The 21,272-nt window shown below is 69.9% G+C and carries 21 protein-coding genes; 13 read left to right on the forward strand and 8 right to left on the reverse strand.

Annotation, left to right across the window (positions count from 1 at the left end):
* Positions 1-9 precede the first annotated feature (9 nt).
* The 4 genes from sepH (at position 10) to V1227_RS25320 (ending at position 2,332) form a co-directional block, all read left to right on the forward strand.
* Entirely contained in the window at positions 10-942 is a 933-nt protein-coding gene (sepH, locus tag V1227_RS25305) for a septation protein SepH (protein WP_329787979.1), read from the forward strand.
* 16 nt (positions 943-958) lie between these two features.
* Positions 959-1,324: a hypothetical protein gene (locus tag V1227_RS25310; RefSeq protein WP_236220579.1), complete on the forward strand. Its 366-nt coding sequence runs from the start codon at positions 959-961 to the stop codon at positions 1,322-1,324.
* Positions 1,325-1,366: 42 nt separating this feature from the next.
* Positions 1,367-1,777 (forward strand): hypothetical protein, encoded by a 411-nt coding sequence (locus tag V1227_RS25315; protein ID WP_329787980.1) that lies wholly within the window; start codon positions 1,367-1,369, stop codon positions 1,775-1,777.
* 132 nt (positions 1,778-1,909) lie between these two features.
* Complete coding sequence (locus V1227_RS25320; RefSeq protein ID WP_329787981.1) at positions 1,910-2,332, forward strand: hypothetical protein; 423 nt, start codon at positions 1,910-1,912, stop codon at positions 2,330-2,332.
* On the opposite strand, the gene V1227_RS25325 is transcribed toward V1227_RS25320, so the two are convergent.
* Positions 2,319-2,546, reverse strand: coding sequence for a hypothetical protein (locus V1227_RS25325; RefSeq protein WP_329787982.1), 228 nt, complete (start codon positions 2,544-2,546; stop codon positions 2,319-2,321). The two genes, V1227_RS25320 and V1227_RS25325, sit on opposite strands and share 14 nt — an antisense overlap.
* A gap of 157 nt (positions 2,547-2,703) precedes the next feature.
* Here V1227_RS25325 and V1227_RS25330 point away from each other — a divergent pair, with 157 nt between their 5' ends.
* Positions 2,704-4,443, forward strand: coding sequence for an ABC transporter ATP-binding protein (locus V1227_RS25330; RefSeq protein WP_329787983.1), 1,740 nt, complete (start codon positions 2,704-2,706; stop codon positions 4,441-4,443).
* A complete protein-coding gene (locus tag V1227_RS25335) occupies positions 4,440-6,284 on the forward strand; it encodes an ABC transporter ATP-binding protein (protein WP_329787984.1) in 1,845 nt (614 codons plus the stop codon). The genes V1227_RS25330 and V1227_RS25335 overlap by 4 nt, the downstream gene beginning before the upstream one ends.
* 318 nt (positions 6,285-6,602) lie before the next feature.
* Here the strand turns inward: V1227_RS25335 and V1227_RS25340 are convergent, their stop codons facing one another.
* The gene (locus V1227_RS25340; protein WP_329794022.1) at positions 6,603-7,823 is read right to left on the reverse strand and encodes an IS110 family transposase; all 1,221 of its coding nucleotides are present in this window, start codon (positions 7,821-7,823) and stop codon (positions 6,603-6,605) included.
* A 672-nt stretch (positions 7,824-8,495) separates the two neighbouring features.
* Between V1227_RS25340 and V1227_RS25345 the strand changes: the two genes are divergently transcribed.
* The gene (locus tag V1227_RS25345) at positions 8,496-9,122 is read left to right on the forward strand and encodes a DUF2537 domain-containing protein (RefSeq protein ID WP_329787985.1); all 627 of its coding nucleotides are present in this window, start codon (positions 8,496-8,498) and stop codon (positions 9,120-9,122) included.
* 9 nt (positions 9,123-9,131) lie between these two features.
* On the opposite strand, the gene V1227_RS25350 is transcribed toward V1227_RS25345, so the two are convergent.
* Positions 9,132-9,923 (reverse strand): TrmH family RNA methyltransferase, encoded by a 792-nt coding sequence (locus V1227_RS25350; RefSeq protein WP_329787986.1) that lies wholly within the window; start codon positions 9,921-9,923, stop codon positions 9,132-9,134.
* A gap of 209 nt (positions 9,924-10,132) precedes the next feature.
* On the opposite strand from V1227_RS25350, the gene V1227_RS25355 reads away from it, so the two are divergent.
* Positions 10,133-11,629 (forward strand): glutamate-cysteine ligase family protein, encoded by a 1,497-nt coding sequence (locus V1227_RS25355; RefSeq protein WP_329787987.1) that lies wholly within the window; start codon positions 10,133-10,135, stop codon positions 11,627-11,629.
* A gap of 66 nt (positions 11,630-11,695) precedes the next feature.
* On the opposite strand, the gene V1227_RS25360 is transcribed toward V1227_RS25355, so the two are convergent.
* Genes V1227_RS25360 through V1227_RS25370 form a run of 3 tightly spaced genes read right to left on the reverse strand, consistent with a single transcriptional unit; the run spans position 11,696 to position 14,620 of the window.
* Positions 11,696-12,526, reverse strand: a complete 831-nt coding sequence (locus V1227_RS25360; protein ID WP_329787988.1) for a hypothetical protein — start codon at positions 12,524-12,526, stop codon at positions 11,696-11,698.
* 34 nt (positions 12,527-12,560) lie between these two features.
* Complete coding sequence (locus V1227_RS25365; protein ID WP_030467775.1) at positions 12,561-12,971, reverse strand: hypothetical protein; 411 nt, start codon at positions 12,969-12,971, stop codon at positions 12,561-12,563.
* Complete coding sequence (locus V1227_RS25370) at positions 12,968-14,620, reverse strand: ABC-F family ATP-binding cassette domain-containing protein (protein WP_329787989.1); 1,653 nt, start codon at positions 14,618-14,620, stop codon at positions 12,968-12,970. Before V1227_RS25370 ends, V1227_RS25365 begins: the two co-directional genes overlap by 4 nt.
* Before the next feature lie 90 nt (positions 14,621-14,710).
* On the opposite strand from V1227_RS25370, the gene V1227_RS25375 reads away from it, so the two are divergent.
* Complete coding sequence (locus V1227_RS25375; protein WP_329787990.1) at positions 14,711-15,334, forward strand: superoxide dismutase; 624 nt, start codon at positions 14,711-14,713, stop codon at positions 15,332-15,334.
* 126 nt (positions 15,335-15,460) lie between these two features.
* Here the strand turns inward: V1227_RS25375 and V1227_RS25380 are convergent, their stop codons facing one another.
* Both V1227_RS25380 and V1227_RS25385 read right to left on the reverse strand, forming a co-directional pair.
* A complete protein-coding gene (locus tag V1227_RS25380; protein ID WP_329787991.1) occupies positions 15,461-16,225 on the reverse strand; it encodes an ABC transporter permease in 765 nt (254 codons plus the stop codon).
* A gap of 6 nt (positions 16,226-16,231) precedes the next feature.
* Entirely contained in the window at positions 16,232-16,498 is a 267-nt protein-coding gene (locus V1227_RS25385) for a DUF2530 domain-containing protein (protein ID WP_329787992.1), read from the reverse strand.
* 16 nt (positions 16,499-16,514) lie between these two features.
* Between V1227_RS25385 and V1227_RS25390 the strand changes: the two genes are divergently transcribed.
* The 4 genes from V1227_RS25390 to V1227_RS25405 all read left to right on the forward strand — a co-directional run bounded on the left by V1227_RS25390 (position 16,515) and on the right by V1227_RS25405 (position 21,171).
* Complete coding sequence (locus V1227_RS25390; RefSeq protein WP_329787993.1) at positions 16,515-17,948, forward strand: NCS2 family permease; 1,434 nt, start codon at positions 16,515-16,517, stop codon at positions 17,946-17,948.
* A gap of 40 nt (positions 17,949-17,988) precedes the next feature.
* On the forward strand, positions 17,989-18,414 hold the full coding sequence (locus tag V1227_RS25395; RefSeq protein ID WP_329787994.1) for a MarR family winged helix-turn-helix transcriptional regulator: 426 nt from the start codon (positions 17,989-17,991) through the stop codon (positions 18,412-18,414).
* 58 nt (positions 18,415-18,472) lie between these two features.
* A complete protein-coding gene (locus tag V1227_RS25400; RefSeq protein WP_329787995.1) occupies positions 18,473-19,738 on the forward strand; it encodes an MFS transporter in 1,266 nt (421 codons plus the stop codon).
* A gap of 527 nt (positions 19,739-20,265) precedes the next feature.
* A complete protein-coding gene (locus tag V1227_RS25405; RefSeq protein WP_329794106.1) occupies positions 20,266-21,171 on the forward strand; it encodes a transposase in 906 nt (301 codons plus the stop codon).
* The last annotated feature ends 101 nt before the right edge of the window (positions 21,172-21,272 follow it).

A 21,272-nucleotide genomic window follows, 5' to 3' on the forward strand; every position in this document is an offset into this window, starting at 1 on the left:
GAGGCCACGATGCGAGCGCTGCGAGTCATCGGGCTCGACGAGGACGGCAAGTCCGTCATCCTCGAGGACCCCGAAAACCGCGGCGAGCGCTTCACGCTCCCCGCGGACGAGCGTCTTCGGGCGGCCCTGCGCGGTGATCTCGCGCGCCTCGGCCAGATGCAGATCGAGTCCGGCGAGGCCCAGATGCGGCCGCGCGAGATCCAGGCGCGCATCCGCGCCGGCGAGTCGATCGAGCAGGTCGCGGCTGCCGCGGGCATGCCGACGAACCGCATCGAGCGCTTCGCCTACCCCGTCCTGCTGGAGCGCTCGCGCACGGCCGACATGGCCCAGCGCGCGCACCCGGTCCGTGAGGACGGCCCGGACGTGCAGACGCTCGGCGAGGTCGTCGCGCACTCGTTCGGCCTGCGCGGCCACGACCTGTCCGACACCAGGTGGGACTCGTGGAAGGGCGACGACGGCCGCTGGATCGTCCAGCTGCACTGGACGACCGGGCGTTCGGACAACCGCGCGCACTGGGCGTTCCACCCCGGTGCGCAGGGCGGCACGGTCACGGCGCTCGACGACGCGGCCGTCGACCTGATGGACCCGAACCCGAACCGGACGCTGCGCACGGTGCGACCCGTGACGCAGCTGGCGCGGCAGGCCCTGGAGGCGACTCCGGTCCTCCCCGCGTCCATGCCCCTCGTGGAGGACCCGGCGCCCGTGCCGGTTCCCGCCCAGGCGACGGCACCCGTGGCCACCCCGGTGGTCGCGGAGAAGCCGGTCCAGGAGAAGGCGCCCGAGCCCGTTCCCGTCCCTCCCGCACCGCCGGTGGAGCACGAGCAGGAGCCCGTCGCGGAGAAGCCGGTCCGCAAGGACCCTCCTCCGAAGCGGGGGAAGAAGAACCACCCCATCGTCCCTTCGTGGGAGGACGTTTTACTGGGCGTGCGGTCGAACCGCTGAGTGAGAAGCTGACGCCGTGGGACGTCGTGTCGCGCTGGCTGCCGGAGTGGGTGCACTCCTCGGCCTGGCCTGGTGGGGAATGTTCGAGCTCCTCGCCTCGGGTGCCGTCTGCTCGAAGGACGACTGGGGCTGCCTCCAGGCGTTCGTGATCGCAGCACCGGTGTTCGCGGTGGCCGGAGCTGTCGTGGGCGGTTTCGCCCTGCGTGCGTGGAAGGTGTCGCGGGCCTGGCTGGTCGCCGTGCCCGCGACCCTCATGGCCGTGGTGGCGATGGTGCTGCTCCTGGGGGTGACCCCGGTGTCCTTCGCGGTGTTCGCCGCGCTGTACGCGTTGATCGCCCTGCTCACGACGCCCCGCGGTGAAGGTGTCGTGGAGGGTTCGTGAAGATCGGCCCGGTCCGGTGCCCGGCCCGGTAGTCCTGGGTTCATGTTGCTGCGCACCGCGGTGGGGGCGGGTGCGGGAGTCCTCGCCGGCGCGGGGTTCGCGCTGACGCTCGAGGGCTTCTCCCGCCACTGCCACCTCCGGCCCGGCCGCACCGGCTGCGGCGTCTCGCTCCCCGTGCTCTACCCGCCGGTCTTCGCGCTCTGGATGGTGGTCGCCGGGGTCCTGGTCTGGGCGGGGTTCCGGCTGGCCCGGCAGGAACGCGGGTGGCTCGCCACCGGCATCGGCAGCGTGTTGTGGGCCGTGCTGATCGTGGGCGTCGTGTGGTTCGAGTCCGCCTACCTGGACCTGTACCAGGCGGAAGGGGTCCAGTTCCTCATGGCCGCGGCGGTGGTCGTGCCCGGCGTGGCCTACGCGGTCGCCGCTTCGGCGGCGGGGCGGGCGCGGCGGCGCTGACACGGCGGTCACCCGCCGTTCAGCCGCTGGTGCGTTCCGGTCCGCGTCGTCATGATCTCGGTGTGAAGGTGATCGCGGCCGCGGCCGGGTACGCCTTGGCCGCCGCGGTGACCGCTGGTTACCGTGGGAGGCGTGACGGAGCAGAGCACCGCGGGCAGGACGGGTAGGGCTGGACGCCGACTGCTGCTGCGGGTCGTCCTGTCGATGGCCGTGGGCGCCGGGCTGGTGCTCGGGTGGACGTGGGCGTACGAGTCGGGGTTCCTGAAGTCGTGGCTCGACAGCACGTCGATGTCGACGTTCCTGCTGCTCGTGCTGATCGGGTTGCCGCTCGCGCTGGTGTCGTCGCTGGTGCTGGCGGGGCCGGTGCTGTGGATCTTCGGAGTGCGGCCGGTGTGGCCGATCATCCTGCTCGGGCCCGTCCTGCTGGGACTCGGGCTCTACTTCAAGGTGCACGAGCCCGTCCTCGCGTGGTTCTCCAACCGGCACCACGCCGAGGCGTTGCTCGCGGCCGTCGCCTACGGGCTGGTAGGCCTGCTCACCTTCAAGAGGTCGTAGCCGGCACCTCGTCGAGCAGGTGCAGGTCCCAGCCCTCGCGTTCGCACCAGTCCTCGGCGTCCTCGCGGGAGACGGGCATCGCGTGCCTGGGGCGCGGGCCGGCCAGGTGGTCCCAGCCGTCCGGGGCCAGCACGTAGTTCACCCCGTCGCGTGAGGCGATGAGCCGTCCGTGTGGAAACGCCATCGTCTGCTCGCTGCGCAGAAACCGCGTCATGCTGGTCATGGTGCCCTTGACCTCGACCTAAGTCGAGCCGGCAGGCTCCGGTGGGGTGAAAAACCGGATGCTGAGTGCCGGTCCTCCTTCGTACTTTGGAGAGGACCTGGAGGGGGCTCGTCGCGTGAGCGATCAACGTAACTCGACAATCAGGACCTTGCGGAGGCTGTGGCCGTACGTGCGGCCGCACCGCGCACGGATGGCTGTCGTGCTGTCGGCGACGATGCTCGCGATGCTGTGCGGCCTCGGCATCCCGCTGCTCACGCAGCGCATCGTCGACGGTCCGATCCAGAACAAGGAGACCGGCCCGCTGCCGTGGCTGATCGCGGGCGTGCTGCTGCTCGGTCTCGGCGAGGCGGCGCTGTTCTACATCCGGCGCAAGATCGTCGCCCGGCCCGCCGCCGAGGTCGAGGCGCGCATGCGGTTCGACCTCTACCGCCACCTGCAGCGGCTGCCGGTGGCGTTCCACGACCGGTGGCAGTCCGGTCAGCTGCTCTCGCGCGCGACGAACGACCTCACGACCGTGCGGCGGTTCGTCGCGTTCGCGATCGTCTTCCTGATCGTGAACAGCCTGGTCGTGCTGATCGGGCTCGGCATCATCGCGGCGCTGTCGCCGTGGCTGCTGATCGTGTCGCTGTGCGGCGCGCTGCCGCTGATCGTCATCTCGTACTTCTTCGAGGCGAAGTTCAAGGTCGTGGCACGCCGGGCGCAGGACCAGGCGGGCGACCTGACCACGACGGTCGAGGAGTCGGTGCTCGGCATCCGGGTGCTCAAGGCGTTCGGGCGCGGCCCGGAGCTCTCGAAGCGGTTCCTGGCGCAGGCCCGCGAGCTGCGGACGACCGAGCTGAACAAGATCTCGATCCTGGCCGCGCTGTGGTCGGTGCTGATCGTGCTGCCGGAGCTGTCGATCGCGGGCATGCTCGGCGTCGGCGCGATCGGCATCGTGAACGGCGGGATGACGGTCGGCACGCTGGTCGCGGCCGTCGCGGTGAGCGCGTACCTGCGGTGGCCGATCGACTCGATCGGCTGGCTGCTGGCGGAGACGAACCAGGCCGCGTCGGCGCTGGAACGCTACTGGGAGGTCATCGACTCCCCCGTGACGATCACCGGCCCCGCGAAGCCCGCGCCGCTGCCCACGCCGCTGCGCGGGCACGTTCGTTTCGAGGACGTGCGCTTCGCGTTCGAGGACGGGCGGGAGGTGCTGTCGGGCATCGACCTCGACCTGCGGCCCGGCGAGACCGTGGCGCTGGTCGGCGCGACGGGCTCCGGCAAGACGACGCTGACCGCGCTGGTGCCGAGGCTCGCGGACGTGACCGGCGGGCGGATCACGATCGACGGCGTCGACGTGCGCGAGCTGTCGCTGGAGGACCTGCGGACCGTCGTCGGCACGGCGTTCGAGGAACCTGTCCTGTTCTCCGCGTCGGTGACCGAGAACGTGGGGCTGGGCGTGCCGGACGTCTCCGAGGCCGCCGTGCGCGAGGCGCTGCGGGTGGCCAAGGCGGAGGAGTTCGTCGACGCGCTGCCGTGGGGTCTCGCGACGCGGATCGGCGAGCAGGGCCTGTCGCTGTCCGGTGGTCAGCGGCAACGCCTGGCGCTGGCCCGCGCGGTCGTCGGCAAGCCGGCGGTGCTGGTGCTCGACGACCCGCTGTCGGCGCTCGACGTCCACACCGAGGCCGAGGTGGAGGCCGCGCTGCGCCGCGTCCTGAGCGACACCACGGCACTGGTCGTGGCGCACCGCTCGTCGACGGTGCAGCTGGCCGACAGGGTCGCGCTGCTGTCCGAGGGCAGGATCGCCGCGATCGGCGAGCACCGCGACCTGTTGGAGCACAACGAGGAGTACCGGCGACTTCTGTCCAGCATGGACGACGACCTGGTCGAAGAGGAGGTGGCGTCGTGAGTGAGTCCGTTGCACCCGTTGCGGCTGAAGAGGAAGAGTGGCGCGGCGTCGCCGCCGAGGAGATCGAGGAGCTGTCGCACTCGACGGGCCTGCGCCTGCAGGCCCGCTCCCGCAAGCTGCTGGGGTCGTTGCTGCGCCCGCACGTCGCCCGCACGTCGCTGGCGATCGCCGCGGTGGTCGGTGGCAACGTGGCGGCCCTGGCCGGCCCGCTGCTGATCGCCGCGGCGATCGACCGCGGCATCCCGGCCGCGCTGGGCGGCAACGCGTCGATCCTGATCTGGTGCGTCGCCGGCTACACGGTCGCCGCGCTGCTGATGACGTTCCTGCGCTGGGCGTTCCTGCGCGTCTCCGGCCGCGTCGGCCAGGACCTGCTGCTGGACCTGCGCGGCCGGATCTTCCGGCACTCGCAGCGCCTGTCGGTCGGCTTCCACGAGTCGTACACGTCCGGCAAGGTCATCTCGCGCCTGACCAGCGACGTCGACGCGTTGCAGGACCTGCTCGAGGAGGGCCTCGACAGCCTGTTCAACGCGGCCCTGTCGGTCGTCGGCATCGCGGTCATCCTGATCTGGCTCGACGCCCCGCTCGCCACGGTCGTGATCGCGGGATTCATCCCGCTGTTCTTCCTGTGGCGCTGGTTCCGCCGCCGCTCGATGGAGGCCTACCGCGGCACGCGAGGCGCGATCGCCAAGATCATCGTGCAGTTCGTGGAGTCCATGAACGGCATCCGCGCGGTGCAGGCGTTCCGCCGCCAGCCCCGCAACGAGCAGATCATGAAGGGCTTCAACGGCCAGTTCCGCGACGCGAACACCGACGCCCTGAGCGTGATGGCCACGTTCGTCTCCACGATCCGCGCCATCGGCAACGTCTCGCTGGCCGTCATCCTCGCCTGGGGCGCCTACCGCGTCGCGGGCGGCGTGATGGAACTGGGCGTGCTGACCGCGTTCACCCTGTACCTGCGCCGCTTCTACGACCCGTTCGACGAGCTGGCGATGTTCGCGAACTCGTACTCCTCCGCCACCGCCGCCCTGGAGAAGATCTCGGGCGTCCTGGAGGAGGAACCGTCGGTGCCGGAACCGAGGTCGCCGGCGGCCCTGCCGCACGCACGCGGCGCCGTCCGCTTCGCCGACGTGGAGTTCCAGTACCCCGGCACGTCGAGGCTGGTGCTCCCGCGCTTCTCGCTGGACGTCCCGGCGGGCCAGACCGTGGCCCTCGTCGGCGCCACCGGCGCGGGCAAGACCACGGTCGCGAAGCTCGTGGCGCGCTTCTACGACCCGTCTGCCGGCTCCGTCCGGCTCGACGGCACGGACCTGCGCTCGGTGGCGGACACCGACCTGCGCAAGGCCGTGGTGATGGTGACGCAGGAGAACTTCCTGTTCTCCGGCTCCGTGGCCGACAACATCGCCCTGGGCCGCCCTTCGGCGACCCGGGCGGAAATCGAGGCAGCGGCAGCCGAGGTGGGCGCGCACGAGTTCATCGCCGCCCTCCCCGACGGCTACGACACGGACGTCCGCAAACGAGGCGGCCGCCTCTCGGCGGGCCAACGCCAGATGGTCGCGTTCGCGCGGGCGTTCCTGGCAAACCCCGCCGTGCTGGTCCTGGATGAGGCAACATCATCCCTGGACGTGCCCACCGAACGCGCGGTGCAGGCGGCCCTGGAAACAGTGCTGGCGGACCGGACGGCGTTCATCATCGCCCACCGCCTGTCCACGGTCCTGATCGCCGACCGCGTGCTGGTGCTGGATGGTGGCATTGTGGTGGAAGACGGCTCCCCGGAGGAGCTGATCGGTGAGCGGGGCCGGTTCGCGGCCCTGCACACGGCCTGGCGCGACTCGCTCGCCTAGGCCAGCAGGTCGCGTTCGCGCCAATGGGGATCTGGCGCGAACGCGACCTACCGCTTCGGGCCTTGGGGCGGGATGGCGGCTCAGGCCGGGGGCGGGGTTACTCGCTTGGGGCCGGGGCGGCGGGGATGCGGAGTGCAGGCAACGACGCGGATGCGGCGGGCAGGCTCGCGCAGGGGTCCCCTCTGATTTCGAATCCCCGCGACCGAATGTACTCAGCGGGTCTGACAATTACGGCGCCGAGCAATGCGAAGCCGAAGGCAAGCCGTGACGAGCACCGTCCAAAGGGCAAAGCCGAAGACATCCCAGTTGCCAGGGGTGTCAAGCGGCTGCGGCGGTGTGGTGTGCCCAGGCGGTGTGTTCGTTGTAGGTGGTGCGGGTTTTGAGGCAGCCGTGCAGGATGCCGACCAGGCGGTTGGCGAGCTGGCGCAAGGCGGCGTTGTGGCTGCCGCCTCGGGCGCGTTGCTGCTGGTAGTAGGCGCGGGCGCCGGGGCTGACCCGCATGGCGACGAAGGCCTGGGCGATCAGGGCGTCGAGCAGCCGGTCGTTATGGACGTGCCGGGCCGCGATGGTGCGTTTCTTGCCGGAGGCGATGGTGATCGGGCTGGTGCCGGCGTAGTTCTTGCGCGCCTTGGCGCTGGCGTAGCGAGTGGGGTCGTCTCCGAACTCGGCGAGCACCCGAGCGCCGAGAACGCGTCCCATCCCGGGTTGGGACAGGATGATCTCAGCGTCCGGGTGCCGGCCAAAATGGGCCTCGACCTCGCGCTGCAGGCCGGTGATCTGCTCGGCCAGCGTGGCCAGGATCGCGATCGTGGCGCGGGTCGCCGCCGCATAGGCGGCCGTCACCACCGGCGGCTGTCCGAGGTGTTCGGCGCGCAGCGCGGCCTGGATCTCGGCGGCCCTGGTGTCGACGTCCCGACGCCGGGCCCGCGCCAACGAGCCGCGGATCTGGTTGAACGACAACCTCTTCGCGGTGTCCGGATCGGCTGCCCGGCCCAGCAGCTCCAGCGTGTCCGGCGCGTCCAGATCGGTGAACGCCGCAAGCGCAGCGGGGAAGTACTCGCGCAACGAATGCCGCAACCGCAGCGTGTGACGGGTCCGATCCCAGATCAACGTCTTGTGCACCCGCGCCACGACCTTGATGCCCTCGGCCTCGGCCGAATCACCCGCGACCGGACGCAACTGGTGCGCGTCGGTGCGGACCATGTCCGCCAGCACATGCGCGTCCCCCGCATCGCTTTTCGCGCCCGACACCTGATACCGGTCCCGAAACCGCGCCACCGACAACGGATTCACCGCGAACACCGCATACCCAGCGGCGACCAGCGCGGCCACCCACGGACCCCGGTCGGTCTCGATCCCGACCCGCACCTGCACATCCCCCACATCGGCATCACCCGAGTGCTCGGCGATCAACGCGTGCAACCGCGCCATCCCCGCCACCCCCTCGGGCAACCGGGCCTTCGCCAGCCTGCGTCCGCCAGCGTCCATCACCTCGACATCGTGATGATCCTCAGCCCAGTCATCACCCACCAGCAGCAGCATCTCACCCTCCCGACTCACACCTCATCAGCAGCAACGGGAGAACCATCAGCGACCTAATGAACAGTGCTCACACCAGCCGGTGGGCACGACATCCCAGCAGCGATCCCGTTCTCCCGGCACCGGCGAGGGCACGATCTTCGGCAAGGACTCACAGTCCAGGCGAGCCGAGTGCTCACCCACCAGCGCTACCAGAACCGAGCCTGCCAGACGACCGGCTCAGCACTCATTAGGCGAGCCACCCGTCCACCAACCGCGACGGCGAAGCCGAGCCCGTCCGAACCACACGCCCCTGAGCAGCGGTGATGACGCAACCACGACGGCGATTGGGGCTTGACTTCGGGTGCGAGGTGCTACCGTTGCCCGGATCGGCCGAGCCTTTCTGCTCGGCTTTTCAGGCCGGCCCAGCATCTCGCAAGGGCCCCGAAGTCAAGCCCCGATCGCGATCGTCGCGAAGCGGCGATGACCCAGCCACGCGCGATACGGCACCCAACGCAACCACCCGCACAAAGGTGACACCACCACACAGGTCACCACCCCGCTGGAACCGGAACCAGCCAACCCGAGCCGACCCGCACCCTCGCAAGCACCGCCCCAGCCCCCACATATCCGTTCTCCCCCTCCCCCACGTCCGATAGGTTCCTCCCGAAGCTCCAGACCGAGGAGGATCCAGTGGAGTTGCGAGTCCGGGACGGCCGTGCCGTGCTCGCCGGAGAGGATCCCTCCGGCGACCACCAGGGCGAGCGCGAGGTCGACCCGCACAGCCTGCCGCTCGGCGCCGACCTGGCCGAGGCGTTGCACGAGTGGGCGAAGGTCGCCGACGCCGTGGTGCGCACCGAGACGCCGGCGGACGGGGTGGCCAGTGCCCTCGTCGCTCGCAGGGGCAAGCAGCTCGCCGGTCGGATCGCGGCGGTCATGAACACGCCGATTCGCTACACCGACCCCGTCAGCGGCGAGCTGGTGAGCGTCGAAGCCCCTGAAGCCTCCGAGGAGGCGGTGGACGAGCCGTCTCCGGTGCAGACGTCGGTCGAGGAGGAGCCCGAGCCGACGCCCTGGGGTACCGGGCTCACGGTCACCGTCATCACGGCGGCGATCGTCACGGTGACCGTCGTGTCGCTGTCGCTCGGGCTGGGTGAGACGAGCCTGTGGCTCGCGCTCGTCGCGAACGTGCTGGTGGTCGGTGGTCTCGCGCCGAGCGTGTGGCTGGGGCGCAACGTCCCGGTATGGCGCTGGGTCGCGTACGGCGTGGCGACCGGGGTCCTCGTCGCCTGGCTCGCGCTCATCCTGACGCTGCTCTGACCCCGACCCTCACAGCAGCGCGTAGAAGGCCACCGCTCCGGCGGTGGCCACGTTGAGCGAGTCCACCCCGGACGACATCGGGATGCGCACCGCGACGTCCGCCGCCTCGATCGCCTCCTCGGTCAGGCCCGGGCCCTCGGATCCCAGCAGGACCGCCACGCGGCGGCCGCGCAGGTTGGCGTCCGCAAGATGCAGCGCGGAGGGTCGGGGCGTCAGAGCGGCAACTGTGAACCCCTTGTGCCGCAACATGTTCAGCGCCGCAGGCCACTCATCCGTGGTAGCGAACGGCACGCGCAGCACGTGGCCCATCGAGACGCGCACGCTGCGCCGGTACAGCGGATCGCTGCACCCCGGGCCCAGCACGACGCCGTCGACGCCGAGGGCCGCGGCGTTGCGGAAGATCGAGCCCAGGTTCTCGTGGTCGCCCACGCCCTCGAGCACGGCGAGGCGGGTCGAGCGGTCGGCCAGGTCCTCCAGGGGGACCGCCGGGGCGCGGTCGGCCGCCGCCAGCACACCCCGGTTCAAGTGGAACCCCACGACCGACGCCATCACCTCCGCTGACGTCACGTAGGCGGGAACGTCCAGGTCGGAAAGGTCGAGCGCCTCGATGCGCCGCCGCACCCCGAGCAGCCCGCGCACGGGGTACGGCGAAGTCAGCAGACGTTCCACGACCACGACGCCCTCGGCGATGACGAGACCTCGGCCTCCCGGCCGGTCCGGCCTGCGGTCGGCCGTCGACAGGTCGCGGAAGTCGTCCAGCCGGGGGTCACCCGGGTCGTTGATCTCGATCACCTTCGCCACGCGAGGAGTTTCGCATCCGGCCCGATGTGGAACAGGCGAGGTAGTCCGGAGGGCGGAACCGCACGCGCCCGACCAGCGGATGATCGCTGGTTGTTACCGCGACGTGACAGAGAGCACCGTTTTGGGCGATGTAAAGGGGCATTCGGCTGTGTCACGTTGGGCGTTCCGCCTGGCCCGCGCCCACCGGCGCCGAGCGAAGGGGTAGCGGCATGGGAAGTGAAGTGTCCAGCCGCACTTTCACCAGAGACGACCGCCAGCGCTACCGCGAGAAGATGCAGCGGAGTCTCGACGCACTGGCCACGATGCTGGCCGAAGACACGTTTTCCTTTCCCCGCAGGCAGATGGGGCTCGAGATCGAGCTGAACCTCGTCGACGACGCGATGCGTCCGGCGATGGCGAACTCGGAGGTCCTCGAGAAGATCGACGATCCCTCCTACACCTTGGAGCTGGGCCAGCAGAACCTGGAGATCAACGTGCCGCCGCGCGAGCTCGCCGGCGGGGAGATGCTCGGCCTGGAGGAGGAACTGCGGCAGTCGCTCGACAACGCCGACTCCAAGGCCAACGACGTGGGCGCGAACCTCGCCATGATCGGCGTGCTGCCCACGTTGCGGGAGCGGCACTTCGACCGCAGGTGGCTCTCCGAGGCCCCGCGGTACGCGCTGCTCAACGACACCATCTTCAAGGCCCGCGGCGAGGAGATGGTGCTGCACATGGAAGGCCCGGCGATGCCGGGCAAGGGTCCCGAGAAGCTGCTGAGCTACGCGGAGTCCATCCTGCCGGAGGCGGCGTGCACCTCGGTGCAGCTGCACCTGCAGGTCGAGCCGACGGACTTCGCCGCGCACTGGAACGCGGCGCAGTGCCTGGCGGGCGTGCAGGTCGCGATCGCGGCGAACTCGCCTTTCCTGCTGGGCAAGGCGCTCTGGCACGAGACCCGCATCCCGTTGTTCCAGCAGGCCACCGACACCCGCCCGGACGAGCTCAAGAACCAGGGCGTCCGTCCGCGCGTGTGGTTCGGTGAACGGTGGATCACGTCGATCTTCGACCTGTTCGAGGAGAACGTGCGCTACTTCCCCAGCCTGCTGCCCGAAACCGACGACGAGGACCCGATCGAGACCCTCGAAGCCGGTGGCGCGCCTCGTCTTTCCGAGCTGCGCCTGCACAACGGCACGATCTGGCGCTGGAACCGCCCGGTGTACGACGTCGTCGAAGGCGTTCCGCACCTGCGCGTGGAGAACCGCGTGCTGCCCGCGGGCCCCACGGTGCTCGACACGATGGCCAACGCGGCCTTCTTCTACGGCACCCAGCGCGCCCTCACCTCCCAGGAGCGTCCACTGTGGACGCAGATGTCGTTCCAGGCGGCCGAGGAGAACCTCTACACCGGCGCGCGGCACGGCATGAACGCCCAGCTGTACTGGCCGGGCATCGGCTGGATCCCGCCGGACGAGCTGGTGCTGCGCCGGCTCCTGCCGATGGCGCACGAGGGCCTGCGCGACTGCGGTGTCTCCGACGAGGCGCGGGAACGCTACCTCGGCGTGATCGAGCAGCGCTGCCTCGCGCGGCGCACGGGATCGTCGTGGCAGCGGGAAACCGTTGCGCTGCTGGAAGAACGCGGCCTGTCGAGGGACGCGGCGCTGTCCGGCATGCTCAAGCGGTACATGGAGCTGATGCACGCGGGCGAGCCCGTGCACACGTGGCACGTCGGCTAGGAAGCACGCGACTCCCGGGCGGATCGGCGTCAACGGCGCCGCCGGTCTCGTCCCCGGACCCCGGCCTCACAGCGAGGCGAGGAACTCCTGCCAGACCACCCTCGTGAGGTCCGTGTCGGTCGTCTGGTCCACGAAGACCGCCACCGCGAGCTGCGGCGTGTAGCCGACCGTCCACGGGTGGGCGCCGGTCACGCACGAAGTCCCTCCGCAGCCGGGTTTCTCCTTGAGCTGCGCGCTGACCCGCTCCGCCACCCGCCGGTCGACGACCTCGGGGGCACCGGTCCTGCGGTAGAGCTGCGAACCGTCCGCGCCCGTGACCGAGGTGACGAAGTGGGGCTGCTGCCGGACGCCACCACCGGCGAGAGCCGCGTACGCCGCCGTCACCTCCAACGGGCTCATCATCGTCCGCACCACCTCCGGCGCGCCCGCGTCGGTGAACGGGCGGACGACCTCCGGCGTCAGCTCCTCCGGCTCACCGCCCGGGTCGGAGGCCCGGCTCAGTCCCAGGTAGACCCGCACACCACCGGAGGCCGGTTCCACGGCGGTCACCGACGCGGCCCGATCACCCCGGTCCACCGCGACCAGCCTGCCGACCACCGCGGCGGCCATCGTCTGGGCCTTGGCGTCCACGGTCGTCCGCACCACGCCACCGGCGGCGCGGAGCTGGTCGAGGGACAGGCCCAGGTCGGCGAGCTCCGCGAGCACCCGGCGTTCCAGGTGCGACCTCGGCCGCCCCTCACCGCTGTTCCACAGCTCGGACCCGTCGGCGTACTGCAGGACGACGTCCCGCACCGGAGGCGGCGCGGGCGGCGGAGGCTCGGGCCTCAGCCAGACCACCGCGCCGACGAGCACCGCGACCAGCACCAGCGCGCCGAGGTTCGGCAGAAGACGTTGCACAGCTCCCCCGAGAAAAACTCCCAGGGGACCGAACCTAGCGGCGGCGTCCAGCCTTCAGGGGCGCCACGTCCGCGCCGTCGTGGGAGATGCGGCACTCGTCCGGGGTCACGGCCTCGACGGCCAGCGTGAGCTCGCCCTTCACCCCCGTGTAGATCGACTCACCGCGTGACGCCAGCGAGGCGTGCACCCGGTTCGAGTCCGTGAAGTCGCGCTCGTCCTTCACGCGCTTCTTCCCCGTCTCCTCCGGCCTGGTCGCGCTGCGGAGGTTGACCTCCAGCCACGCGGCGACCTCGGCCGGCGACGTCAGCACTTCCTCGGGGGTGCGTTCGAGCCGAACCTGCCGAGGGGAGGCGTGGTCGAGCGACGTGTGCTCCACGTAGGCGTGCCAGTGGGTGTTGCGCATCGACCAGGTCTGTTCGACCGGCCAGTCCTCCTCGGTGGTCATGACCCATATCTTCCACCCTTCACACGCGGAAACGTGAGAAGGTCGCGGACGTCGGTCTCGTGATCCACCCGCACGGCCGAAGCCAGCCGCCGGTCGTGCGTGACCAGCAGCAACGTTCCCCCGTACGTGTCGAGCGCCTGTTCCAGCTGCTCGATCGCCGGCAGGTCGAGGTGGTTCGTCGGTTCGTCGAGCACCAGGCAGGTCGTGCCGCGGGCTTGCAGCAACGCCAAGCCCGCGCGGGTGCGTTCGCCCGGTGACAGCTCCCGCGCCGGGCGCAGCACGGCGTCCGCGCCGAGCCGGAACTTCGCGAGCAACGTGCGCACCTCGACGTCCGGCAGCCCTGTCGCGTCCGCCACGATCCGCAACGCCGGGCAGTCGCTCGCGAACTCGCTCCTGAGCTGGTCGACCTCGCCGACCACCACGCCGGGCCCGATCGAGCGGTCGCCGGAGAGCAGCGGGATCCGGCCGAGCAGCGCGCCGAGCAACGTCGACTTGCCCGACCCGTTCGGCCCGGTGATCCGCCACCGCTCGCCCGCGCCGATCGTGAGGTCGACCGGCCCGAGCGTCACGTCGCCACGGCGGACGACCGCCTGCCGCAACGTGAACGCGGTGGAGCTGCCCCGTCCGGCCGACGGCAGGGTGAACCGCAGCCGCCACGCCTCGCGCGGCTCCTCGACCTCCTCGAGCCTCGCCAGCTGACGGTCCACGAGGGACGACTTCGCCGCGAGGTTCTCGGCCGACCGCGCCCGGCCGGCGCGGACGTTCTTGTCCGGCTCGTCCCTGCGCGCCTTCGCGCCCGTGGCCCGCCGCACGCCCTGCCTCGACCACTCCCCGACCTGCCGGCCGCGCTGCACCAACGAGTCGCGCTTGGCCGCGTAGGAGTCGTACTCCTCCTGCGCACGCCGTTCCGCGTTCGCCTTCTCCTCGACGTAGGCGTCCCAGCCGCCGCCGAACACGGTGAGGCGGTGCGAGAACTCGTCGAGCTCGGCGATCGCGGTCGTGGTGCGCGCCAGGAACTCCCGGTCGTGGCTGACCAGCACGACCGCGCCCCGGTAGCCCCGCACGTGGGACTCCAGCAGGTCGAGACCGGCGGTGTCGAGGTCGTTGGTCGGTTCGTCGAGCAGCAGCACCTCCGCGCGCGTCAGCAGCACCGCGGCGAGCCGGAGCCGGGCCTGCTGGCCACCGGACAGCTCGTCGGGCGCACGGCCGTCGAGGAGGTCCGCGGGCAGGCCGAGGCGGTCGCAGACGGCGTTCGCGCGTTCGTCGAAGTCACCGGCACCGATGGCGGTCCAGTGGTCGAGCGCGTTCGAGTAGTCCTCACCACCGCCGACGGCCAACGCCTCGGCTTCGCGTTGCAGCCGCTGCTCGGCCTCCGCGACGCCCGTGCGGCGGGCGAGGTGGTCGCGCAACGACTCCCCGCCGAGGTGGAGGGTCTCCTGCGTCAGGTGCGCGACGGTCCCGGTGGCCGAGACGGACCCGGACTCGGGTCGCAGCTCACCGGAGAGCAGGCGGAGCAACGTGGACTTGCCGACGCCGTTGGGCGCGATCAGACCGACGCGGTCACCAGGCGAAACATCGAAATCGACCTCCGAGATCACGGTCCTCGGACCGAACGACAGCGAAACGTTCCTTGCTGTCAGCACGGACACGCTTACGACCGTACGGGTCTCCGCAACTGGTTAACCGGCGTTGTTGCTAGTAAGTTGCAAGAACCAAGAGATTGCAATTGGGGAGACGTCATGGCCCAGTACGTGCTGCCGGATCTCGACTACGACTACGGCGACCTCGAGCCGGCGATCATCGGCGAGATCAACGAGCTGCACCACGGCAAGCACCACGCCGCCTACGTGAAGGGCGCGAACGACACGCTGGAGCAGATCGAGGAAGCCCGCGACAAGGAGGCCTTCGGCTCCATCGTCGGACTCGAGACCACGCTGGCGTTCCACCTCGCGGGCCACGCGCTGCACCAGGTGTGGTGGAAGAACCTCTCACCCGACGGCGGCGACAAGCCGGTCGGCGAGCTCGCCGCCGCGATCGACGAGCACTTCGGCTCGTTCGACAGGTTCCGCGGTCAGCTGGGTGCCGCCGCGTCGTCGATCCAGGGCTCGGGCTGGGGCGTCCTCGCGTGGGAGCCGATTGCCCGGAAGCTGATCACCTTGCAGCTCAAGGACCACCACTCGAACCTGTCGATCGCGGTCACGCCGCTGCTCGCGTTCGACATCTGGGAGCACGCGTACTACCTGCAGTACCGCAACCTGAAGGCCGACTACATCTCGGCGCTGTGGAACGTCGTCAACTGGGAGGACGTCTCCGCCCGCTTCGAGGCGGCGCGCACGGGCCGGAACGGCCTGCTGCTGCCCTGACGCTTCGGCGGTGGATGCTCCGACAAGCGTCCCTGCCGGACACGACGAGGCCCCCCGCTCTGCCCAGAGCGGGGGGCCTCGTCCGTTCCCGAACTGACTGCCGCTCCCACCACGAAGCGACGAGACTTAGGTTAGCCTAACTTCGCCTTCTTGGGAAGGCCTCCTGATCAGTCCTCTCGCGATCAGCTCGACGACGGTCGAGACGGCGGCGGCTTCGACGGCCAGCAACGCGAGGAGCACCACGATCTGCAGGGCGCCGGCCTGCCAGACGGGCGCCCCACCCAGCAGCATGCCGACAAAAGCACCCGGGAGGGTGACCAGGCCGACGGTCCTGGTCTGGTCGAGCGGCGGCACGAGCGCCTCGGCGGCGGGCTGCCGGATGACCAGGCGCACCGCCGTGGACTCCATGAAGCCCAGCGCGAGCGCCGCCTCGTACTCGCCGTGCCGCTCCTGGAGGGCGTCGAGGGCCCGACGCGCCGACAGCGTCGTGGCGGTCATGGCGCCGCCGATCAGGATGCCGCCGACCGGGATCAGCGCGATGCCCTTGACCGGCAGCAGCCCGATCGCGATGAGCAGCACGAGCGCGGGAACGGTGCCGACGAGGATCGCCGCCGCCACCCAGACACCCCGGCGGCCGGTCCTGGTGCGGCGGGCCGACGTCGCCGTCGCCACCACCGCCATGACGACGAGGAACACCCCGGTGAGGCTCAGGTGCGTGAGGACGACGGTGATCACCGCGGAGACGGCCGCCAGCTGCAGCACGGCCCTGACGGCGGCCTTGAGGAACGGCTGGGGCTTGGTGAGACCGGTGAACCAGGCGATCGCGCACGCGGCCGACGTGAAGACGACGCAGACGATCAGGAGCCGGACCCAGTCGGTTGCCAGGATCATGTGCGGCTACGCGCTGTCGAGACCCTGCTGGGCCGTGCGTGACCCTCGCCTCGCCGCGCGACGTTGCCAGTAGAAGACTCCGTAACCGATGATCCCGAGCAGACCGCCGGACAGCGTCGTCCAGAGCAACGTGCCGTTCGAGCGGTCGACGACCAGGACGACCAGGAACCCGAGGAACCACAGCGCGGTTCCACCCAGCACCACCGGCACGGGGTCAGCCAGCCTGTGCGGCAACGGCGGCGGGTGCGGCAGGGTGGAGTCGCGTTCGGACACATCGTTAGGAGACCAGATGCTGGACGGGTTCTTCAAGATTTCCGAGCGCGGATCGACCGTGGCGCGCGAAGTGCGCGGCGGTGTCGTGACCTTCTTCACGATGGCGTACATCGTCGTGCTGAACCCGCTGATCATCGGCAGCTTCGCGCCGACGGGTCCCGGAGCGCACCCGGACGTGCTCGGCAACATCCTCCCGGTCGGCCAGGTCGCCGCCGTGACGGCGCTGGTCGCCGGTGTGATGACCATCCTCTTCGGACTGATCGCGAACTACCCGTTCGCGCTGGCCACCGGCCTCGGCATCAACTCGTTCGTCGCGGTCTCCGTGGCGGCCAAGGTCTCCTGGCCGGAGGCGATGGGCCTCGTCCTGGTCAACGGCCTCGTCGTGCTGCTGCTGGTCGTCACGGGCGTGCGGACCGCGGTGTTCAACGCCGTCCCGAACGAGCTGAAGGCGGCGATCGCCGTCGGCATCGGCCTCTTCATCACGTTCATCGGCCTGGTCGACGCCGGTTTCGTCCGCCGCCTGCCCGACGCCGCCAACACCACCGTGCCGGTCGGCCTCGGCATCAACGGCTCGATCGCGAGCTGGCCGACCCTCGTCTTCGTCGTCGGGCTCGTGGTCACCGGCGTGCTGTTCGCGCGCAGGGTCAAGGGCGCGATCCTCATCGGCATCGTCGCCACGGCGATCTTCGCGATCGTCCTGGAGGCGATCGTGAAGGCGGGCCCGTCCGCCGGCGTCAACGCCAAGGGCTGGAACCTCGGCTACCCCGCGCTCCCCGACCAGGTCTTCGGCGTCCCTGACCTCTCCCTGCTCGGCGACGTGTCGTTCGGCGCCTGGACGAGGCTCCCGGCCCTGGCCGCGGCGCTGATCGTCTTCACGCTCGTGCTCACCGACTTCTTCGACACCGTCGGCACCATGACCGGCCTCGGCAAGGAAGCGGACCTGATCAAGGAGGACGGCCAGCTCCCCAACGTGAGCAAGGCCCTGTTCGTCGACGGCCTGGGCGCTGTCGCGGGCGGCGCGGCCTCCAGCTCGTCGAACACCGTCTACATCGAGTCGGCCTCCGGCATCGCCGAGGGCGCGAGGACGGGCCTCGCCAACGTCGTGACGGGCGCCCTGTTCCTGCTGGCGATGTTCTTCACCCCGCTCTACGAGGTCGTCCCGATCGAGGCCGCCGCCCCCGCGCTGGTGATCGTCGGCGCGCTGATGATGATGCAGATCCGCGAGATCGACTTCACCGACTTCACCATCGCCCTGCCCGCGTTCCTGACCATCGTGGTCATGCCGTTCACCTACTCGATCGCGAACGGCATCGGCGCGGGCTTCGTCAGCTACGTGCTGCTCAAGGCCCTGACCGGCAAGGCCCGCGAAGTCCACGCGCTCATGTGGGTCGTGGCGGCCGCTTTCGTCGTCTACTTCTCGCTGGGACCGATCCAGGGCCTGCTGGCCTGACCTTTCGGCAGGAAACTATTTCGTGAGGTATGCTAACTACGTGGCGACCGATCAGCACGGACTGGCGAGCAGGCTGAGGCTTGCCGTCGTTCGCCTCAACCGCCGCCTGCGAGCACAGCGCACCAACTCGGCGGTGTCGCTCACGCAGGTGTCAGCGCTGTCCACGCTGCACAAGTGCGGCCCCCTGACCCCGGGCGAACTGGCGGCGAAGGAAGGCGTGCAACCGCCGTCCATGACGCGCGTGATAGCGGCCTTGGAGGACTTCGGCTTCGCGACGAGGCGCCCGCACCCCACCGACGGCCGTCAAGCGATCGTCGAGCTGACCGGTGAAGGCTTGTCGTACCTGCAGGACGAGATCACAGCGCGCGAAGCGTGGCTGGACAAGAGGCTGGCCGAGCTGGACCCCGAAGAACGGGAGCTGCTCGCGCGGGCCGCAGAGATCATCGACAGGATGGCGGGGCAGTAAGGACGTGTCGGGTTACGCGGGTGGTGGAGCGGACGGTTCGCCACCTCGCCCTACCCGGATGTTCGGATCGTTGGGCATTTACAACTACCGCCTCTACGCCTCCGGTCAGATCATCTCGCTCGTCGGTGTCTGGATGCAGCGCGTGGCCCAGGACTGGCTGGTCCTGGAGCTCTCCAACGGCTCCCCCATGGCCCTGGGCATCGCGGCCTCGCTCCAGTTCCTCCCGGTCCTGCTGCTCTCGATGTGGGGCGGCGTCCTCGCCGACCGCATGGACAAGCGCAAACTCCTGCTCTGGCTGGAATCGGCCCTGGGCCTCTGCGCCCTGGCACTGGGCCTGCTGGACGTCACCGGCGTCGTGGAGCTGTGGCACGTCTACCTGCTCTGCCTGCTGCTGGGCGCCTTCTCGGCGGTGGAAACCCCGGTGCGCCAGTCGTTCGTCGTCGAGATGGTCGGCCGCGACTCCCTGACCAACGCCGTCGCGATCAACTCGATGATGTTCAACCTGGCCCGCATCATCGGCCCGGCCATCGCGGGCGTGACCATCGTGGCCATCGGCACGGGCTGGGTCTTCCTGGCCAACGCCATCAGCTTCGTCGGCGTGGTGGGCGGCATCTGGCTGATGCGCACGTCCCAGCTGCTGCGCTCGGACCCGGTACCGCGCGAGAAGGGCCAGCTGCTCTCCGGCCTGCGCTACGTACGAGGCCGCCCGGACCTCCTGACCGTCATGCTGCTGGTGTTCTTCATCGCCACCTTCGGCATGAACTTCTACATGACCCTCGCGATCATGGCCCGCAACGTCTTCGGCGGCGACGCAGACGCCTACGGCCTCCTCTCCACGTTGATCGCCGTGGGAACCCTCGCCGGCGCAACGCTGGCAGCACGCCGCAAGACACCGCGCATGACCGTCTTCATCGCCTCCGGCATCGTCTTCGGCCTGCTGGAGATCATCTCCGGCCTGATGCCGACAATGCTGCTCACGGGCCTGATGATGATCCCGGTGGGCGTGGCGATGATGACGTTCACCACGACCGCCAACGCCACCATCCAACTGGCGGTGGAACCAGAGATGCGCGGCCGGGTCATGGGCATCTACATGCTGGTCTTCCTGGGCGGCAACCCGGTGGGCGGCCCGCTGATGGGCTGGCTGGGCGAGATCAACGGCCGAGCCCCGATCATCATCGGCGGAGCGGTGTCGATGGTCGTGACGATCACCGCGTGGATCATCCTGATGAGGCGCGGGGACATCGGGAAACCCCGCCTGCGCCGCAGGAAGCAGAGCGAGGCGGGGCCGGCGCCGCAGGAACGGGCGGAGTTAGCCGGCTAGCCGCGCGCGACGCCGCCCTCCCACGCGCGATGCCGAAGGCAAGCCGCCTCACGCGCGACGCCAAAGGCGAGCCGTCCTGAGCAGACGCTTCCGGCGGTGGGACCCCACCGCCAACGCAAGCACCAACGCAACAGAGAGGATGCTGTGACGGGATCGCTTGGGCTGGTCTGACCCTCAACGCAACTGACCGTGGTGTCCTTCGCCGGATCTGTCGTCCGATCCAGGCGGTCCCGCTGCACGTCACCAGGCGGGCGGAAGTGACCTGATAGGAGCCTGTCGCCACAGGACCCATCTCTGTTCTGTCCATCCCGCCCAGCCCGGCGCGTGCCGTCCCACCACGTTCCAGCGAGCAAGGACGGCGGTCTTCAGGATGCCCGACCCACACCCCCCTGCCCACATCCAGGTCTACGGCGGAGTCGACACCCACACCGACACCCACCACGCCGCCGCACTCGACCACCTCGGCCAGGTCCTCGGCGACGCCGAATTCCCCGCCCCCCGAGGGCTGCGCACAACTACTCGGCTGGCTGACTGGCTTCGGCCCGGTCAACGCAGCCGGCGTCGAAGGCACCGGCTCCTACGGCAAACAACTCGCCACCCTGCTGCGCCACAACAACATCACGGTCCGTGAAGTCTCCCGGCCCAACCGGAGAACACGCCGCAGTCACGGCAAATCCGACGTCCTCGACGCGATCAACGCCGCCCGCACCGCTCTGTCCGGCAACAGCACCGCCACCCCCAAAACAGCCAGCGGACCAGTCGAGTCCATCCGCGCCCTGCGCATCGTCCGCGGCGGCGCGGTCAAAGCCCGCACCGCCGCCCTCAACGAACTCAGCAACCTGATCACCACCGCACCCGCCGCACTCCGCGAAGCCTTACGCGACAAGCAACGCAAAGCACTACTCACCGCCTGCGCCGCGCTGAACCCCGACCTCACCCAACTGGCAGACCCCACCCACGGCACGATGCTCGCCCTACGAGCGATCGCCGAACGGATCATCACCCTCAACCAGCAGATCAACCAGCTCGACAAACACCTCGACCACCTGGTCGCGGCCACCGCACCGACCCTGGTCGACCTACTCGGCATCGGCACAGACGTCGCAGGGCAACTCCTCGTCACCGCCGGCGACAACCCCGAACGCCTGCACAGCGAAGCCTCCTTCGCCAAACTCTGCGGCGTCGCACCACTACCCGCCTCATCCGGACGCACCGACCGGCACCGCCTCAACAAAGGCGGCGAACGCCAAGCCAACCGAGCCCTGCACATCGTCGCCGTCGTCCGCCTGCGCTACTGCCCACGCACCCAGGCCTACCTGCAACGACGCACCGAACAAGGCCTCACCAAACGCGACATCATCCGCTGCCTCAAGCGCTACATCCTCCGCGAAGCCCACACAGCGATCATGAAAGACCTCACACTCGCCGCTTGACATCTATAGGAGCGTCCGGCAGCCGCTCAACACAACAGGCGTGCCATCAACCCGCCAACGGCGCGGGTCCCCTGATCAGATTGCCGGGGGTCTGGGGGCAG

Origin of the sequence: Lentzea sp. DG1S-22 (assembly GCF_036321065.1) — a bacterium.
In the GTDB taxonomy this organism is placed as follows: Bacteria; Actinomycetota; Actinomycetes; order Mycobacteriales; family Pseudonocardiaceae; genus Lentzea; species Lentzea jiangxiensis.

Excerpts from the sequence above, each read along its gene's own strand:
- sepH (WP_329787979.1), top strand. The coding sequence starts at position 10 with ATGCGAGCGCTGCGAGTCATCGGGCTCGACGAGGACGGCAAGTCCGTC.
- V1227_RS25315 (WP_329787980.1), top strand. The coding sequence starts at position 1,367 with ATGTTGCTGCGCACCGCGGTGGGGGCGGGTGCGGGAGTCCTCGCCGGC.
- V1227_RS25325 (WP_329787982.1), bottom strand. The coding sequence starts at position 2,546 with ATGACGCGGTTTCTGCGCAGCGAGCAGACGATGGCGTTTCCACACGGA.
- V1227_RS25355 (WP_329787987.1), top strand. The coding sequence starts at position 10,133 with ATGGGAAGTGAAGTGTCCAGCCGCACTTTCACCAGAGACGACCGCCAG.
- V1227_RS25365 (WP_030467775.1), bottom strand. The coding sequence starts at position 12,971 with ATGACCACCGAGGAGGACTGGCCGGTCGAACAGACCTGGTCGATGCGC.
- V1227_RS25375 (WP_329787990.1), top strand. The coding sequence starts at position 14,711 with ATGGCCCAGTACGTGCTGCCGGATCTCGACTACGACTACGGCGACCTC.
- V1227_RS25380 (WP_329787991.1), bottom strand. The coding sequence starts at position 16,225 with ATGATCCTGGCAACCGACTGGGTCCGGCTCCTGATCGTCTGCGTCGTC.
- V1227_RS25390 (WP_329787993.1), top strand. The coding sequence starts at position 16,515 with ATGCTGGACGGGTTCTTCAAGATTTCCGAGCGCGGATCGACCGTGGCG.
- V1227_RS25400 (WP_329787995.1), top strand. The coding sequence starts at position 18,473 with ATGTTCGGATCGTTGGGCATTTACAACTACCGCCTCTACGCCTCCGGT.